This is a genomic window from Aquirufa sp. (assembly GCF_044377215.1).
Taxonomy (GTDB): Bacteria; Bacteroidota; Bacteroidia; order Cytophagales; family Spirosomataceae; genus Aquirufa.
The window spans coordinates 15,172-32,012 of record NZ_JBILJM010000028.1 but is presented as its reverse complement, the minus strand read 5'-3'; the positions used below and the strand labels follow the sequence as shown (position 1 = coordinate 32,012).

At 41.2% G+C, this 16,841-nt stretch carries 14 protein-coding genes; 6 read left to right on the top strand and 8 right to left on the bottom strand.

What is annotated here, in order from left to right:
* Positions 1–295 precede the first annotated feature (295 nt).
* Positions 296–1,747, top strand: a complete 1,452-nt coding sequence (locus tag ACIQ6T_RS08870; RefSeq protein WP_395785547.1) for a hypothetical protein — start codon at positions 296–298, stop codon at positions 1,745–1,747.
* Here the strand turns inward: ACIQ6T_RS08870 and ACIQ6T_RS08865 are convergent.
* From ACIQ6T_RS08865 to ACIQ6T_RS08850, 4 genes are read right to left on the bottom strand one after another with little or no spacing between them, the layout of a single operon-like run.
* Positions 1,736–2,152 (bottom strand): Fur family transcriptional regulator, encoded by a 417-nt coding sequence (locus tag ACIQ6T_RS08865; protein WP_395785545.1) that lies wholly within the window; start codon positions 2,150–2,152, stop codon positions 1,736–1,738. The genes ACIQ6T_RS08870 and ACIQ6T_RS08865 overlap by 12 nt on opposite strands.
* Positions 2,149–3,954, bottom strand: coding sequence for an ABC transporter ATP-binding protein (locus tag ACIQ6T_RS08860; protein ID WP_395785543.1), 1,806 nt, complete (start codon positions 3,952–3,954; stop codon positions 2,149–2,151). Before ACIQ6T_RS08860 ends, ACIQ6T_RS08865 begins: the two co-directional genes overlap by 4 nt.
* 3 nt (positions 3,955–3,957) lie before the next feature.
* The gene (locus ACIQ6T_RS08855) at positions 3,958–4,977 is read right to left on the bottom strand and encodes a gliding motility protein (protein ID WP_395785541.1); all 1,020 of its coding nucleotides are present in this window, start codon (positions 4,975–4,977) and stop codon (positions 3,958–3,960) included.
* A complete protein-coding gene (locus tag ACIQ6T_RS08850) occupies positions 4,977–7,601 on the bottom strand; it encodes a valine--tRNA ligase (protein WP_395785539.1) in 2,625 nt (874 codons plus the stop codon). The genes ACIQ6T_RS08855 and ACIQ6T_RS08850 overlap by 1 nt, the downstream gene beginning before the upstream one ends.
* 113 nt (positions 7,602–7,714) lie before the next feature.
* On the opposite strand from ACIQ6T_RS08850, the gene ACIQ6T_RS08845 reads away from it, so the two are divergent.
* Complete coding sequence (locus ACIQ6T_RS08845; protein WP_395785538.1) at positions 7,715–8,146, top strand: sterol desaturase family protein; 432 nt, start codon at positions 7,715–7,717, stop codon at positions 8,144–8,146.
* A gap of 3 nt (positions 8,147–8,149) precedes the next feature.
* On the opposite strand, the gene ACIQ6T_RS08840 is transcribed toward ACIQ6T_RS08845, so the two are convergent.
* The 3 genes from ACIQ6T_RS08840 to ACIQ6T_RS08830 are packed head-to-tail and all read right to left on the bottom strand — an operon-like array spanning position 8,150 to position 11,035.
* Positions 8,150–9,400, bottom strand: coding sequence for a sulfate adenylyltransferase subunit 1 (locus ACIQ6T_RS08840; protein ID WP_395785537.1), 1,251 nt, complete (start codon positions 9,398–9,400; stop codon positions 8,150–8,152).
* Positions 9,401–9,418: 18 nt separating this feature from the next.
* Positions 9,419–10,333, bottom strand: a complete 915-nt coding sequence (cysD, locus tag ACIQ6T_RS08835) for a sulfate adenylyltransferase subunit CysD (RefSeq protein WP_395785536.1) — start codon at positions 10,331–10,333, stop codon at positions 9,419–9,421.
* A 9-nt stretch (positions 10,334–10,342) separates the two neighbouring features.
* On the bottom strand, positions 10,343–11,035 hold the full coding sequence (locus ACIQ6T_RS08830) for a phosphoadenylyl-sulfate reductase (protein ID WP_395785535.1): 693 nt from the start codon (positions 11,033–11,035) through the stop codon (positions 10,343–10,345).
* 93 nt (positions 11,036–11,128) lie between these two features.
* On the opposite strand from ACIQ6T_RS08830, the gene ACIQ6T_RS08825 reads away from it, so the two are divergent.
* The 4 genes from ACIQ6T_RS08825 to ACIQ6T_RS08810 all read left to right on the top strand — a co-directional run bounded on the left by ACIQ6T_RS08825 (position 11,129) and on the right by ACIQ6T_RS08810 (position 15,761).
* Positions 11,129–11,839 carry a helix-turn-helix domain-containing protein gene (locus ACIQ6T_RS08825; RefSeq protein WP_395785534.1) on the top strand — a complete coding sequence of 237 codons (711 nt, stop codon included), beginning with the start codon at positions 11,129–11,131 and terminating at the stop codon, positions 11,837–11,839.
* Positions 11,836–13,200, top strand: a complete 1,365-nt coding sequence (locus ACIQ6T_RS08820; protein ID WP_395785533.1) for a hypothetical protein — start codon at positions 11,836–11,838, stop codon at positions 13,198–13,200. Before ACIQ6T_RS08825 ends, ACIQ6T_RS08820 begins: the two co-directional genes overlap by 4 nt.
* Before the next feature lie 192 nt (positions 13,201–13,392).
* On the top strand, positions 13,393–15,366 hold the full coding sequence (locus ACIQ6T_RS08815) for a KUP/HAK/KT family potassium transporter (RefSeq protein ID WP_395785532.1): 1,974 nt from the start codon (positions 13,393–13,395) through the stop codon (positions 15,364–15,366).
* Positions 15,366–15,761, top strand: a complete 396-nt coding sequence (locus ACIQ6T_RS08810; RefSeq protein ID WP_395785531.1) for an HIT family protein — start codon at positions 15,366–15,368, stop codon at positions 15,759–15,761. Before ACIQ6T_RS08815 ends, ACIQ6T_RS08810 begins: the two co-directional genes overlap by 1 nt.
* On the opposite strand, the gene ACIQ6T_RS08805 is transcribed toward ACIQ6T_RS08810, so the two are convergent.
* On the bottom strand, positions 15,753–16,778 hold the full coding sequence (locus ACIQ6T_RS08805; RefSeq protein ID WP_395785530.1) for an NAD(P)H-dependent glycerol-3-phosphate dehydrogenase: 1,026 nt from the start codon (positions 16,776–16,778) through the stop codon (positions 15,753–15,755). The genes ACIQ6T_RS08810 and ACIQ6T_RS08805 overlap by 9 nt on opposite strands.
* Positions 16,779–16,841: the final 63 nt, after the last annotated feature.

Sequence of the window (16,841 nt, the reverse complement as noted above, 5' to 3'; positions counted from 1 at the left end):
CGGGAAAGTAAGTAAGCTCCAAGTTATTTAAGAAAGACCTGCACCGAAAGTGTGGGTTTTTTTATGTCAAAAAAGTAGTCAGTGGTCAGTGGACAGTCGCTAGTCACTAGTCGTCAGTCACTAGTCGTCAGTCACTAGTCGCTAGTCCAGAGGAGAAGTTTGATGTAAGAAGTAAGAGTTAAGAGGTTCATGTTACCTCCGGACTAATCTCCTTCGGACTGACGACTGGACACTGATTACTGACTACTGATTACTGACAACTAGCGCAAGGCAATTTTTTTATTATCTTTGATTAATGAATCGTTTTTATTTTATTAGCCTGCTCTGTCTCTTGGCGCCTCTCTCTTATGCAGGGCCATTTGCACATTTCCTTAATCCAATTACCAAGCAAGCAAATCGGATCGACTTTGGTACCAAAACGTTTCAAGTACTTATTGACAAAAAACACTGGGTTGACGCTGGTGCCATTACCATCGATTCACTATCCTTCTCGGAAATTCGGAAAGAATCCGAATTTAGATCGATTGCGACAAACACGCCAAATGAATTTATTCTTTTTTTAGAATGTACCAATCAGATTTTTAATCTTAACCTTACCTCCAAAACGATTAAAAGACTTGATCACACTTATTTTCGAGGAGATAATTGTGGAGCATTTACTTTCTTTCGTAAAGGTCAATACTACCAGGTCGGCGGATATGGATTTTGGGAAACAAACAACCACATCAGCTACTTTGACTCCCAGATTAAAGAATGGGAAGGGGTTGCTGTTAGTGGCGATGTCCCCTCAGGTGTTTACCGCGGTTACACGGCCTACCTACCTGAACAAGACAAATTGATTACTTTATCAAATTTTTCAAACGACATTAGTCATACTTTTGGAACTCTTGATTTAATTAATGAAATATTCGAGTTCTCTTTTGCCACTAGAACTTGGAAAAATCTTGGTCAAATTACCCATCCTTACCTTAAAGATGTTTTATCTAAACTACCTGTAGATAGCCGCACTCGTGTCTTATATACAGGCAAGTATTTTGTTATTTTTCCACTAGGTTCTAAAGGTCATGTGACCATTACATTTATAGATCCTCGCGATCTACGTATTTACGAATACGAAGATATCAATATGGAATATTCACGATTTCCTTTCTTCAGTATGACCGTTGAGAAACCCAATATTTTTTTCCACAATGAATGGGTATTGGGTACTAAATATTCGAATGATATACATCTTGTCAACGAATCAAAGCTGGTTAATTTTCATGAAATAGCCAAAAAAGCTAAATTCCTAGGCTACCTTACGGATAAACCTTGGTATCAAAATAATTGGTTTTTCGCCGCCATCCTTTTAAGCCTATTCTTTGTTTTCTATTGGATTGCTCGTAAACTCTTTGGTCAAAGAATTCAAACCAAGCAACCTGATATAATACCACCTAACACCACTCAAGTCGCTAATCATTTTGATAAGTTGCAAGTTGACCTACTCATAAATTTTTATCATCAAAGTGCGCATGATGGACTCAATGTAGATCAAGTAAATGAGATATTAGGTATTAATCAATTAGGGGCCGATACCCAGCGATTCCGCAGGTCACACGTAATCAAAGACCTTAATTCGAAATTGGCCCTATTAACAGGGGAGAAAAATGCCATCTTGCGCGTTAGCTCACAACTTGATAGGCGTCAGAAACGCTATCAACTAAATGAAAATGTGAAAGATTATATCAAAAATGAACTATCCCTGTAAACTGCAAGGCTTACAAATACCCTGAATCAATAAATTACTTTCTTGCTTAATGAAATGTTCCGGTAATGGAATATTCGGGATATGTACTGTTTCCAGGCATGTCGTTTGGCCACATTGAACACATTTAAAATGTACATGATCATGCTGATGCTGATGCCCATCATGCCAACAAACAGTTTTGCACAAAGCATATTTTATACTCCCCTGATCATCTAAAACCTTATGGATCATTCCCGATGTCAAGAAGGTTTTTAATGTCCTGTAAATGGTCACCCGATCAAACTGAGCTACTAAATGTTGCTCGACATCTCCCTGGCTTAAGGCATAACCAGCATCCTCAAATGCACGAAGCACCGCCTCTCGGCATGGGGTATTTCGTAACGAATAGGTAGCTAATTTTGTCATCCTAAATGTTCTGTTTGTAACGAAACCATTTTACGGTAAACACTTTGCTTCTTTGCCAGCAACTCCTCATGCGTTCCAGCCTCAACAATTTTACCTGACTCCATCACGATAATTTGATCCGCTGAACGAATCGTAGACAAGCGATGCGCAATGATTAAACTCGTCCTATTTTTCATTAACTCCTCCAGAGCCGACTGTACCCACTTTTCAGATTCAGAGTCCAAGGCACTCGTTGCTTCATCCAAAATTAAGAATTTTGGATCACGTAATATAGCACGCGCTATTGCAATCCGTTGGCGCTGGCCACCCGACAACTTAACTCCACGCTCACCCACCAAGGTATCCCACTTCTCAGGAAACGACTCAATAAATTCACGCGCATACGCCTGCTCTGCCGCATGTTCAATTTCATCTTGTGTTGCGCCCGGCTTACCATACGCAATATTTTCACGGATACTCCCTCCAAACAATAATACCTCCTGCGGTACAAGAGCTAACATCTTTCGCCACGCATTCGCCGAATACGCATTGATATTCCTGCCATTTAATTCAATTTCCCCCGAATTAGGCTCATAAAAACGCATCATTAATTGTGCCAACGTGGATTTTCCCGTTCCAGAAGTACCCACAATCGCCACTTTTTGACCCGGTTCTATTCGTATAGAAATTCCCTTCAAAATTTCAACCGAAGGCCTACTCGGATACGAAAAGTGGATGTTTTTGAGCTCAATCGTGCCAAAGTCTATCGCAACATTTTCTGTTTTATCCTCCAAATGTACCTCCGAAGGATCCTCCAAAATTTCTAATATCCGATCCGAAGCCCCAATCGTCTTTTGTAACTGCGCGTAAATATCACCCAATCCACCAACTGACCCGCCAATAAATGCCGTGTAAAAGATAAAGGTTAATAAATCCGCTAAGATCATATCCCCCTGTGCAACCAATTGAGCACCATACCACACTACGCCAACAATCCCACCAAACAAAGCAAAAATCACAAAACTCACAAAACCACCCCGCATCGTCGCCGCCCGTAAAGCCGCTTCAATTACTTTATTCAACGATTGTGCATACCGATTAACTTCATACCCCTCATTCGTAAATGACTTAACCGCCTGTATCGATTGAAATGTTTCCTCCACGATAATATTCGTTGCAGCTAATTCATCCTGCGACTTCTTTGAAATCTTGCGAATAAATTTTCCAAATACGATCGCTGCAACAACTAGTAGCGGGAACGTAGCCAGCATAAACAGCGTTAACTTCCAAGACAAATACGTAATTAGCGCGATGCCGCCAATTAAGGTAAATATTTGACGGAAAAATTCTGCCAAGGTGATCGATAACACATCCTGTAACTGCGTAATGTCCGACGTAATCCGACTCATCAATTCTCCCACGCGCCGTTTTTCAAAATTAAAAATAGGCATGGTAATAATCTTTGCATAAAGTGTTTGACGAACATCTCGCATCGATTTTTCAGAAACTTGGGCAAATGTGTAAATTCTAAAAAAGGATAAAATCGCCTGCACAATCAAAATCGCAAAAAAGAAAATTGTCACCTCATTAATCAAGTACTTAGACTTCCCTTCTATAACCTTCGTCATTTCCCCTATCAACAAAGGAAAACTCATCGTCGTCAGATTAGAAAGTAATAAGAACATCATGCCGAATCCAAATGTCCACTTGTACGGAATGACAAATCGGAATATTTTCAACGCCTTTTGTAAGCCTTTTTTATCTACCTTGACTTTGTCCTTAGGATCGACTCCCGTACCCATTTTCTCGTGTCGTTTTGCCATGGCTTAGTTCGTCTTTAATGCCTCACCGCGGTAGGCCGACTTTAAAAATATGCGATTAAAATCTTGATCAGCCATAATTTTTGAAATGCTGAGCTTTGGATTAGCCGCCCAGTAATGCTGCACAATGGTATAACCTACCCAGCGCCCTATCGAACCTGGACATGCTGGACCAATTTCTGGTGTTTTTGGTCGCTCACCTAAATATCTACTTTTAATTAATTCTTCTTTGTTAAACAATAACTTCTTATCAATAAAATATTCCCATACCTGTTTCTGGAAGGCATTTGTCTCTAACAACTCTTGCGCCGTATAGCCAAATAGAAGGCTGTCGGCAACTTCAGGTACGATTGTTTTGGTAAACGCATAGCCCTTTCCATACCAAATCATATCACTCAGTAAGCTGTGATCTTCCTCATTTTGCTTATTTAAAAACGCAGAATATTGGAGCATAACTTGGCCTACTAACGCCCGAGGTTCCAGTCGGCGCATTTGATAATCATACACATTTGGAGGTAGATATAAACCTTTTTTTCCCATGAAAAAATCCAAGCCAATAACAATAAGCGAGTCTGATACTTGAAGGTGTTGGGCCGTAAATTCACTTCCCAATCCGCCAAAACCAGAAAAGACGGTGCGGATTTTTGGCGTTTTCATGCCTGGAAACTCCTTTTGTACACGCTGAAAAGCAATTTTTAACTCTTTTTCCAAGCGACCTCCGCCAAAGAAACTACTATCCTGACTTTGGTCGTAAAATTTTCGTAGGGCTGGATTATTAAATAATTGATATAAATCGCGCGCTAGCAAAGGTGTTTTTTCTGGTGGGCAACTAAAATAACCAACAGCAATTTCAGGATGCTTTTTGAGTATCGAATCTACAGCAAGCGCTGATGAGGCGTTTGCAAATGATCGATCCAATCGCTGCATGTCCCATTTGATTTCAGGTAACGCGGGAACCTTATCCTCTTTTTTAGAAGAACACGATGCGAAGCAAAAACCAATAAAAAGCGCGAACCAATATTTCATTATCCCAATCTTCCTAACAGCTCTTGTAACGATTTAATCTTATTCTCGGTATCCGAAAGTTTTTGGCGCTCACGCTCAACCAAATCAGCCTTCGCATTTTGAACGAATTTTTCATTGGCTAATTTCGCTTCAACTGATTTTTTGAAACCCACTAAATAAGCTAATTCCTTCTCAGATTCAGCTTTTAATTCCGCAGGATCCTCGTCGTTTGCCATCGGAACAAAGAACTGATCTGACTTCACCACAAAAGTCTGTGCATCCGTAATCGGTGCAGCAATAAAACTAATCGATTCTAAATTGGCCAATTTCAACATGATGGCTTCAACTGCCGCAAAAGCCACTGGTTGTTCTGATTTAATGCAAAGTGGTAAAGCTAATTTTGGTGATAATTGCTTCGAATTACGAATCTCTCGCACCTTCGTTACGACCTCAAACACGACATCAAATTGCGCGACTAAAGCTTCGTCAACTTTGCCCGCTGTAGGGTACTCGGCTGTGCAAATAGTGCCTTTTTCGCTTCTAGGGGCAATCGATTGCCAGATTTCCTCCGTGATGAATGGCATGTACGGATGCATTAAGCGCATTAACGAATCAAATAATCCCAATGCCGCATGCAAGGTGTCTGCGTGAATTGGGCTTTGATAAGCTGGCTTAATGATCTCCAAATACTTTCCGCAGAAATCATCCCACACCAAGTTGTATATACTTAACAATGCGTCTGAAATACGGAACTTACTGAAGTGGTCTTGAACGTCAATAATCGTTTGGCTTAATTTGGATTCGAACCATGCGGTCGCTAACGTATGCTCTGGCAATGATGCTCCAGGAACAACCTCCAAACCTTTTAAAAGACGGAATGCATTCCATATTTTATTGGAGAAGTTTCTTCCTTGCTCACATAATTTTTCATCAAATAACAAATCATTTCCTGCAGGTGCGGAGAACAACAAGCCCGAACGAACACCATCAGCACCGAATCTTGCAATCAATTCCAATGGATCAGGGGAATTGCCTAAGGACTTCGACATTTTACGCCCTTGCTTATCCCTTACAATTCCAGTCAAGTATACATTCTTAAATGGCAATTCATCGCGCCATTCATATCCCGCCATAATCATACGAGCCACCCAGAAGAATAAAATATCGGGTCCCGTAACTAAATCATTGGTCGGGTAATAGTAATTAATCTCCTCATTATCCGGGTTTTCAATTCCGTCAAATACCGAAATTGGCCATAACCACGACGAAAACCACGTATCCAACACATCCGGATCTTGCGTTAAATCATCTTCCACCAAAGCGAATAATTGGTATTTATCTCGCGCTATGCGCAAGGCTTCTTTTTTGCCTTTCGCCACAATCACCGTTCCATCTTCCATGTAAAACGCAGGGATTTGTTGGCCCCACCACAACTGCCTTGAGATACACCAGTCACGCACATTTTCCATCCAAGAACGGTACGTATTTTTGAATTTGGCTGGGTGTAATTGAATGTTGTCATTCATGACATTATCTAACGCCGGCTTCGCCAACTCCTCCATTTTCATGAACCATTGCAAGGATAATTTCGGTTCGATGACCGCACCTGTACGTTCAGAAGTTCCTACGGTCGATTTGTATTCATCCGTTTTGACTAAATAACCTTCTTCGGTTAATTGCTTTACGATACGTTTACGTGCTTCGAAACGATCAACACCCACAAATAATATAGCCTTTTCATTCAATGTGCCATCGTCATTCAAGATATCGATTACGGGTAATTTATGTTTTAAGCCTAATTCGTAGTCATTTAAATCGTGGGCAGGGGTTACTTTTAAGCAACCTGTTCCAAAATCCAGCGTCACATATTCATCTGGAATGATGCTGATTTCACGATCGATTAATGGAATTCTTACCTTTTTGCCATGTAAATGTACATAGCGTTCGTCCCCTGGGTTAACGCAAATTGCGGCATCGGCCATGATCGTTTCTGGTCGGGTTGTGGCAATCGTCACAAATCCAGAGCCGTCTACTAAGGGATATTGGATATGGTATAATTTGGCCTGAACATCTTTGTAAATCACTTCCTCGTCCGACAAAGCTGTTTTTCCCTGCGGATCCCAGTTGACCATTCGGACGCCACGGTAAATCAAACCCTTGTTATATAAACGCACAAAGGTGTCTATAACTGCCTCATACAAAGATGGTTCCATCGTAAAACGGGTACGATCCCAGTCACATGAAGCACCTAATTTCTTTAATTGGTCGAGGATAATTCCGCCGTATTTGTCCTTCCATTCGAAGGCATGTTTCAAGAATTCTTCGCGGGTTATGTCTTTTTTCTCAATGCCTTTTTCTTTCAGCATGGCTACGACCTTTGCTTCTGTGGCGATTGAGGCGTGGTCGGTTCCAGGGACCCAACAAGCCTCTTTGCCTTCCATACGTGCTTTTCTGATTAAAACATCTTGAATTGTATTATTCAACATGTGCCCCATGTGCAACACCCCTGTGACATTGGGTGGCGGAATGACGATGGAATATGCTTCCTTTGCTGGGTTAGGTTTCGAAGCGAAGACCTTGTTTTCCAACCAATAAGCGTACCATTTTTGTTCGATTTCCTGGGGGGCGTAATTTTTATCAATCATAAAAGCAATGCGGTCATATATAGCCCACAAAGATAATTGAATTATGCCAAAGCAGGCGGTCGATTTTTAAAACAATTCCGTGTAATTTTGGGTTAAAATTCAAAAAGTTTCAAATGGGAATTCTCTTGTGGTTGGTGACATTTATTGGCATGGAAGGTATGGCTTGGCTAACGCACAAGTACATTATGCATGGATTTATGTGGCGCTGGCACCAGTCACATCATGTACATCATAATAATCCGGTTGAGAAAAATGATTTATTCTCGGTTGTTTTTGGTATTTCATCTACACTCACGATCATCGCAGGAGCTGAGATTCCTGAACTTTGGCCCTTATTTTATATCGGATTAGGCATTGCGACTTACGGAATCTTCTATTTTATTTTTCATGATATTATCGTGCATCGTCGAATCAAAATCAAATACAAAGCGACGAGTCGGTACATGAAGCGAATTATGAAAGCGCATTATGTGCACCATGAAGTACATACGAAAGAAGGCGCACAGGCTTTTGGTTTCCTGTACGCTCCTAAGAAATTTCAATAAGTTTTATTGAACGAACCCTACGCCAACTGTTGAATTCGAAAATTCATCGATCAATATAAAGGCCCCATTGGATGGGTTTTTTGCATACACATCTGCACTAATCGGTTGTGCCGTACGCAAAGCAATGCGCCCAATTTCATTCAATTTCAGCGAATCGACACCTTCGGTGGCAGTCTGCGCAACCACGTCTAAGCGCTCCGTGATTTGCGAAATCTTCGCTTTAGTGATGTTTATGCCGTGCTGTAATAAATACGTATTACCTGGAGTAAGTGCTTGGTGATCGAGCCAACAAACCTGCGCGGCGAAGTCTTTTAATTGTGGGGCAGCGGTCTCGCTGGCTAAAACAAGCGTATTTCCACGTGAGATATCGATGTCAGTGGATAAAGTAATAACCACAGAATCACCAGCTTTGGCATTTGATAATTTTGTTTCAAATTTTTCGATCGTTGCGATGGTACTTTCTTGGCCCGTAGGCAATACACGAATCGCATCGCCCACTTGGAACGTACCAGAACTTATTTTACCTGCGTAACCACGGAAATCGTGGTAGGCTTCGGTCATGGGTCTTATGACAAATTGTACCGGAAAGCGTGCAGAGGCATGGGCTAAAGTCTCCGCATATTCAAATGCTTCCAATTCGTCTAAAAGTGTATTGCCTGTAAACCAAGGCATGTGTTCTGCTTTGGTCGTAATATTTTGACCGTATAATGATGAGATGGGTAGGAAGCTAACATCTTGTCCCTCGAATGTTGTCTGTGCTACGAGTTCGGTTAAACTTGCTTTTATTTCCTCAAAAGTGGATTCTTGGTATTGAACCAAATCCATTTTGTTTATACAAATAATCACTTTAGGAATTCGTAGCATGGCCGCGATTGACAAGTGGCGTGCCGTTTGTTCGACTAATCCTTGGCGCGCGTCTACTAAAATCAAAGAAACCTTCACATTAGATGCCCCAGTTACCATGTTTCGCGTATATTCCACGTGACCTGGCGTATCTGCAATGATGTATTTCCGGGTTGGGGTAGAAAAATAAATGTGTGCTACATCGATAGTAATTCCTTGTTCACGTTCTGCGATGAGGCCATCGGTTAAGAGGGAAAGATCTAAGAAATCTAAGCCTTTACGTTTTGAAGCGGTTTCGAGGGCTTCAATTTTATCTTTGGTAATTGAATTTGTCTCGTATAATAAGCGGCCGATCAAGGTGCTTTTCCCGTCATCAACAGAACCGGCGGTTGCTATGCGTAATATATCCATTGTCTTTTTTCGCTTACGTTAAAAATACCCTTGTTGCTTTCTTTTTTCCATCGCTGCTTCCGAACGTTTATCGTCGATCCGCGCACCTCGTTCCGAAATTTCTGCGGAAAGAATCTCTTCAATAATCACGTCGATTTCGGTTGCATCGGAGGCAACGGCGGCGGTGCAGGTCATGTCGCCAACGGTCCTAAATCGGACGGTAGCTTCAAATGGAATTTCATCTGCTTCCTTGTTCAGGTGGTCTGAATCAGCCCAAAGCATGCCATCGCGTTCGATTACTTGGCGTTTGTGCGAGAAATAGATCGATGGAATTTCCATTTTTTCTTCTTTGATGTAGTTCCAAACATCTAGTTCGGTCCAGTTGGATATCGGGAAAACTCGCACATTTTCGCCTACGGAAATACGGCCATTCAGCATATCGAATAATTCGGGCCGTTGGCGTTTGGCATCCCATTGGCCGAAGTCATCACGAACAGAGAAAATCCGTTCTTTGGCTCGGGCTTTTTCCTCGTCGCGGCGCGCTCCACCTATGCAGGCATCAAACTTAAATTCTTCAATCGTATCTAAAAGTGTCACGGTTTGTAACACATTTCGGGAGGCGTATTTGCCTGATTCCTCTTTGGCTTTCCCTTGGTCGATTGAATCTTGCACATAGCGTACAATTAATTCAGCCCCTGTTTCTTTGGCTAGCCAATCCCGAAATTCGATGGTTTCCGGAAAGTTGTGGCCTGTGTCAATATGTACGAGCGGGAATGGAATTTTACCTGGAAAGAAAGCTTTTTGGGCTAAGCGAACTAGGGTGATGGAATCCTTTCCTCCTGAAAATAGCAGGGCAGGGCGCTCAAATTGAGCGGCAACTTCGCGCAAAATGTAAATTGACTCATCCTCAAGTTGGCGAGGAAAATGGCCGATTTTATCTTTTAACTTATTCATATGCAACTATTAGGCGTGTAAACCACATTCTTTTTGTGAATTCTCCCACCACCAGCGACCTGCGCGGGGATGTTCACCTTCACTGATCGCACGTGTGCATGGTGCACAACCGATCGACACAAACCCTTTTTTATGTAGTGGGTTTTGGGGTATTTTATGTTCAGTTAAGTATTTTTCAAGGGTTTCAAAAGACCAATCAATCAGTGGATTTATTTTGTATAGATTTTTTTGCGCATCCCACTCAATCATGGGCATCTCGGCCCGATTCTCCGATTGTTCTGCGCGCAATCCTGTAATCCACACATGGGCACCTTGAAGTGCGCGGTTTAGGGGTTCGATTTTGCGGATGAAACAACATTCCTTACGGTTTTCAACCGACGCGTAGAATGAGTTGAATCCTTTTTTTGCCACGAGTTCCTCTACGGATTCTTTTTGCGGGAAATAGGTAGTTAGGTTGAATTCTAATTTTTTAACGCTTAGATCGATGAGGTCGTATGACTCTTGGAATTGCCGACCGGTATCCAAGGTAAAAATTTCTATGGCTAATTTTTGGGAAGCGATGGCGTGGGTAATCGCTTGGTCTTCTTGGCCGAATGAGGTTGAGAATACTAATTTTTGGCCTTGAAAAAAAAGAGCAATTTGTGCAAGTCTTTCGTCAAGCGATAAAGGCTGTAGTGATTTTTCGAAATTTTCTTGGATCATTTACTAAAATTTTGACAAAGATATACAAAGTCTATTGAATAGCTATACTAAGTAAAATAAAATGTGAATGTTTTAAAACTTTGTTAAATTGAAATGAGTTTTAAGACCATGCGCACAGGGAATGAAATTTTATTGGATGAAATGTCTGGAGAGGATGCCAATCTATTTTTGGATTTGCGAAATCTGAAGCATTTGGTTCGTCATGGAGAGGGGCAGCGGTTGGAGTTTAAGATGAAGGTAAAATTTCCAGAGAAGATTATAAAGGAGTTGGTTGCTTTTGCAAATTCTGAAGGGGGGCATTTATTTGTGGGTGTTTCTGATGAAGGTCAAATTGAAGGATCTAAATTTGTTGAGGAAGATCAGTTCTTGTTGGAAAAGGCAATAGATGCCTATTGTTTTCCTGCGTTTACGTATAATGTCTATCGGATACCTTTGGAGAATGGACGTTCGGTGCTGGTATATCACGTATTTGAGAGTGTGGATAAACCGCATTTTGTGCAGTTGGAATCGGATTCTAACCCAGTATGTTACGTACGGGTAAAGGACAGAACGGTGAAGGCGAGTAGAGAAATGAAGCAAATTTTGCGTCGTGAAAATGATGCTGGTTTAACGTTTGCTTATGGTGATTCGGAGAAGTGGTTGATGGAATATTTACGGGAAAATGAAGTTGTTACATTGGCTGATTTTGCGCTAAAATCAGGACTTCCGTTGTGGTTAGCGTCTCGAAAATTAGTTTTACTTGTGTTAGGCCGTGTGTTACGGATTGAGGCAGGAGAACAACATGATATGTATTATTTACGATGAAAAAAGCTTGGATTTTTATTTCTGTTTTAGCGTTTGCTTGTTCGAAAGAAGCAACGGATCCGGGTGTTAGCCCGGCTCCTCAGTCGAAAGAAATAGCTTCTTTTGATCAGCTGCAGGATAAATTTTTAACGCCAACTTGCGCGACATCTGGATGCCATTTTTCTGAGAAAGATGCCGGCTTTGCACAGCATAAGCTTATATTGCTTAAAGGGAAAGCGTATGCAAATTTGGTAGGTGTGCCATCTGTCAATGCGGCGGCTTTGTCTAGATCTGTTCTACGCGTTAAGAAGTTTGCTTCGAACGAAAGTTTATTTTTTCACAAGTTAAATTGGGATTTAGCACATCATGGCTTAGTAAATTATGGTGCACCAATGCCCTTAGGAGGAAAGCCAATCAGTAAGGGTCAGCTCTCATTTGTTCAAAAATGGATCGACGCAGGTGCGCCTGCAGCTGGAGAAGTGGCGGATCCTACCTTGTTAGATGATAAAACACCTAGTTATGTCCAGAATCCTGATTTTATACCATTGCCTTCTCCAGCCGAGGAAGGCAAATCGGGTATTCAACTAAAAGTAGAGCGTTTTGTGGTCCCACCTAATTTTGAGCGCGAACTATTTGTGCGCAGACCCCTGAATAACACAGCTCCCGTGTATGTGTCCCGAATTAAATTAAAGTCTCGGTCGAATAGCCACCACATGGTTATTTATGATTTTAGAAATAAATCGGTGCTACCAAAAGAAAATGAGATTCGCGATTTAAGAAATTTAGACAACTCTCTAAATATTTTGACATTCTTGCAAATGTCGAATCATATTTTTTTAGGCGGCGGTACGGATCCTAATTCAGACTATACGTTCCCAGAAGGGATGGCCCTTCAATTGCCAGCGAATGCTTCAGTTGATTTGAACCCACATTACTTTAATCGAACGAAGGAGCCGCTTTATGGGGAGAATTATGTGAATTTATATACGGTACCTGCGGATCAAGTCAAAAAAGTAGTTCAAATGATTGATTTTGGTGTTACTAATTTTACGCTACCGGCTAAGCAAACGACAACAATAACCCGAGATTTTAAATTTGACAAGGATATTGTCGTGGTTTCGCTTACATCGCATTTTCACGCAAAAGGAAAATTATTTCAAATAAAAATTAAGGGAGGTCCTCGCAATGGTGAGTTAATCTACGAAAATACCGATTGGGAACATCCTAAAGTAATTAATTATGCGGCCCCTATTTCATTACAAGCAGGTGAAGGTTTAACTTCTGTTGTCACCTATGTAAATGATACGGCGAAGGACATCAATTTTGGTCTCACTTCAGAGGACGAAATGAACATCATTTTTGGTTATTATTATACGCGTTAACCTCCATGTCACCAGGCTTTTGGTGAAAAAAAATTCATCCCTATTTGATATCAAAAACATTGAACTATATTTGCCTCCACTTCTTGAAATATTTCAAGAAAAAGGTATGAAATAGTACAATTTTGGGCATTTTTTGCACTCTTACGTTAAAGCATTTTTATTTGAATATACGTTTACTACCCTTTTCGTTAAATGGAACACAAACACAAGAATAAAATGACGGCTGCCGGCCTTTTGGTAGCCATGGGTATCATTTATGGGGATATCGGAACATCACCGCTCTACGTAATGCAGGCCATCATTGGCGATAACCCGATTAATGAATTAACTGTCTTAGGTGGTTTATCTTGTATTTTTTGGACGTTGACTTTACAGACAACATTGAAGTATGTTATTCTGATCTTGCGTGCCGACAATAAGGGTGAAGGTGGAATTTTTGCGTTGTTTGCTTTAGTTCGGAGACATGCCAAATGGCTAACACTTCCGGCAATTATCGGAGGAGCAACTCTGTTGGCCGATGGGATAATTACACCCCCAATTTCGGTTTCTTCAGCCGTAGAAGGCTTGCGTATGTTGCATCATGCTGATGGAACCCCTTTTGTAACGGATACTGTTCCTTTGGTTATTGTTATTTTGACTGGTCTATTCCTTTTCCAAATCCTGGGAACGAAGGTTGTAGGTAAGTTTTTTGGGCCTGTCATGTTGGCTTGGTTTGGGATGTTAGCCTTCACTGGTTTACTAGGTATTGAAAATGATTGGTCTATCTTGCGCGCGATTAACCCGCAATATGCCTATGATTTATTAACTACGCACCAGTCGGGAACGGCGGGTTTTTGGACTTTAGGCGCGGTGTTTTTGTGTACCACAGGAGCAGAAGCGCTATATTCAGATTTGGGCCACTGCGGCCGTGACAACATTCGTATTTCTTGGATGTTTGTCAAAGTTGCTTTATTACTTCAATACTTCGGCCAAGGGGCCTGGTTATTGTCTCATAATGGAACCTTATTAGGTGCCAAAAAGCCTATTTTCGAATTACTTAAATCTGAACTTGGGGTACAGTTTTTGTTCTCCGGAATTATGTTGGCAACTGCGGCAGCGGTAATCGCCTCTCAAGCCTTAATCTCGGGTTCATTTACATTGATTTCAGAAGCGATTCGCTTAAACTTTTGGCCGCGCGTTCGCTTGATTTATCCATCAGATCAAAAAGGCCAACTCTACGTGCCATCTATTAATTTATTGCTTTGGATGGGTTGCATTGGCGTTGTATTATGGTTTCGTGAATCTGCCAATATGGAAGCGGCTTATGGATTAGCTATCACGATGACGATGTTAATGACGACTTCTTTAATGGCCTACTATCTGCACATTAAGAAGGTTGACATGTGGTGGATTCTATTATTTTTAGTAGTATATGTTTCACTAGAGGGGGCATTTTTGGTAGCAAACTTGCAGAAGTTCTGGCATGGCGGTTACGTTTCTTTATTTATAGCTGGAGTTATTATTTTATTAATGTGGGTTTGGTTGCGCGCAACACGCATTAAAAAACAATTAACCGAGTATGAGAAGTTGGCCGACTACATTGAACCTCTGAAAGAATTGAGCAACGATGAAACGATTCCCAAATATGCCACACATTTGGTATTTATGTCTAACGCTGCGCGTGTGACGGATATTGAATCGAAGATTATTTATTCTATTTTTCAGCGCCGACCAAAGAAAGCAGATATCTATTGGTTTGTGCACGTGGATACCATGGATGATCCGTATACAATGGATTACAAGGTTACTGTGATTGAGCGGGATGATATTATTAAGGTGAATTTTAAATTAGGTTTCCGCGTCGAGCAACGTATTAATTTATACTTCCGTAAGGTTGTAGAAGAGATGGTTGCCCGCGGTGAGGTGGATATTACCTCTCGATATAAATCTTTGAATGAGCAAAATGTTATTGGTGATTTCCGTTTTGTTGTCCTAGAGAAATTCTTATCCTATGACAATGAGATGCCAATCATGGATCGTTTGGTGATGAAGGCTCACTTCTTTGTGAAGCAGTTTACGCATTCGGAGGACAAGTATTTTGGCTTGGATAGTGATGCGGTGAAATTGGAAAAGGTACCTTTGATTATTAAGCCGATTACGAAGTGTAATCTAAAACGCATCGATTAATGGCTACGATATTTACCAAAATTGTCAATCGAGAAATTCCATGTCATTTGATTGCGGAGGATGATCGTTTTATGGCATTCCTAGATGTAATGCCTTTAGTGGAGGGTCATGTGTTGGTTATTCCCAAACAAGAGGTTGATTATATCTTTGATTTGGAACCTGAATTGCTTGGCGACTTGATGAAATTTGCGCAAAAAATTGCTCCGGCTATTAAGAAAGCCATTCCATGTAAGCGTATTGGTGTGGCTGTCATTGGATTGGAAGTGCCACACGCGCACGTACATTTGGTGCCCATGAATCGGATGTTGGACATTAATTTTTCGCAAGAAAAGTTGAAACCTTCGCAAGAATCTTTGGCATCAACGGCGGCATTAATTAAGTCCTTCCTACTTTAAGAAACCTTTTAATTTATTCATTTCCACTTGTGGATTCGCTTTCTCATACACGATGTTGTAGACAGCCTCAATGATAGGAAGATGAATGTTGTGCTGCTGCGTAATCGCGTGAATACTGCGTACGGCGTAGTATCCTTCTGCAATCATGTTCATTTCGATCTGTGCTGATTTAACGGAGTACCCTTTGCCAATCATGTTTCCAAACGTACGGTTACGCGAAAATTGCGAATACGCAGTTACTAATAAATCACCCAGATATCCTGAGCTGTTTAAGTCGCGTTTAGCTTCGGGGTAGACCACATCTAAGAAAATCTTGATTTCCTGCATCGCGTTACTCACCAAAACGGCTTGAAAGTTGTCGCCAAATCCCAAACCGCGTGTTATTCCGCAAGCAATGGCAATGATGTTTTTGATAACCGCACAATATTCCACGCCATAGAGATCTTCGATGGCATGGGCCTGAAGAAAACGGCTATTCAATAAATTCGAAAAGGATTGTGCAACTGCCAAAGACGGCGATGCAATGGTCAAATAGGACTGTTTTTCAAGTGCGACCTCCTCCGCGTGACATGGCCCAGCAATAACACAGGTTTGGCTGATCGGCACATTAAATGCTTTTTCCATCCAGTCGGTGACCAATAAATTTTCTTCTGGAATCATGCCCTTAATCGCCGACACAATTTTTTTTCCTTCGAAGTGTTTTTGGTTTAAATCTTTTAGTGTTGCCGGAATGAATGCGGCAGGTACAGCTAGAATGATATATTCAACACCCGTAAGTGCGTCCGACATCTTGCTGTAGGTTTTTACTTTGCGGGGATTAATGGCTACATCTGTAAGGTAGCTTGGGTTATGGTTGTATTTTCGGATAAAGTCAACGTCTGATTTCCGACGGATCCACCATTTAATTTTGACCTGGTTTTCAGATAAAATTTTAACAAGTGCTGTTGCCCAACTCCCTCCTCCGATTACGGCTATTTGCGTAGGAATCTTCTTTTTTAATTCTTCTAATTGACTCATGGCCGTAAAATTACCTTTTAAATTAAAAATTAGCTGAAACAATCGGAAAATTTGCCAAATTTG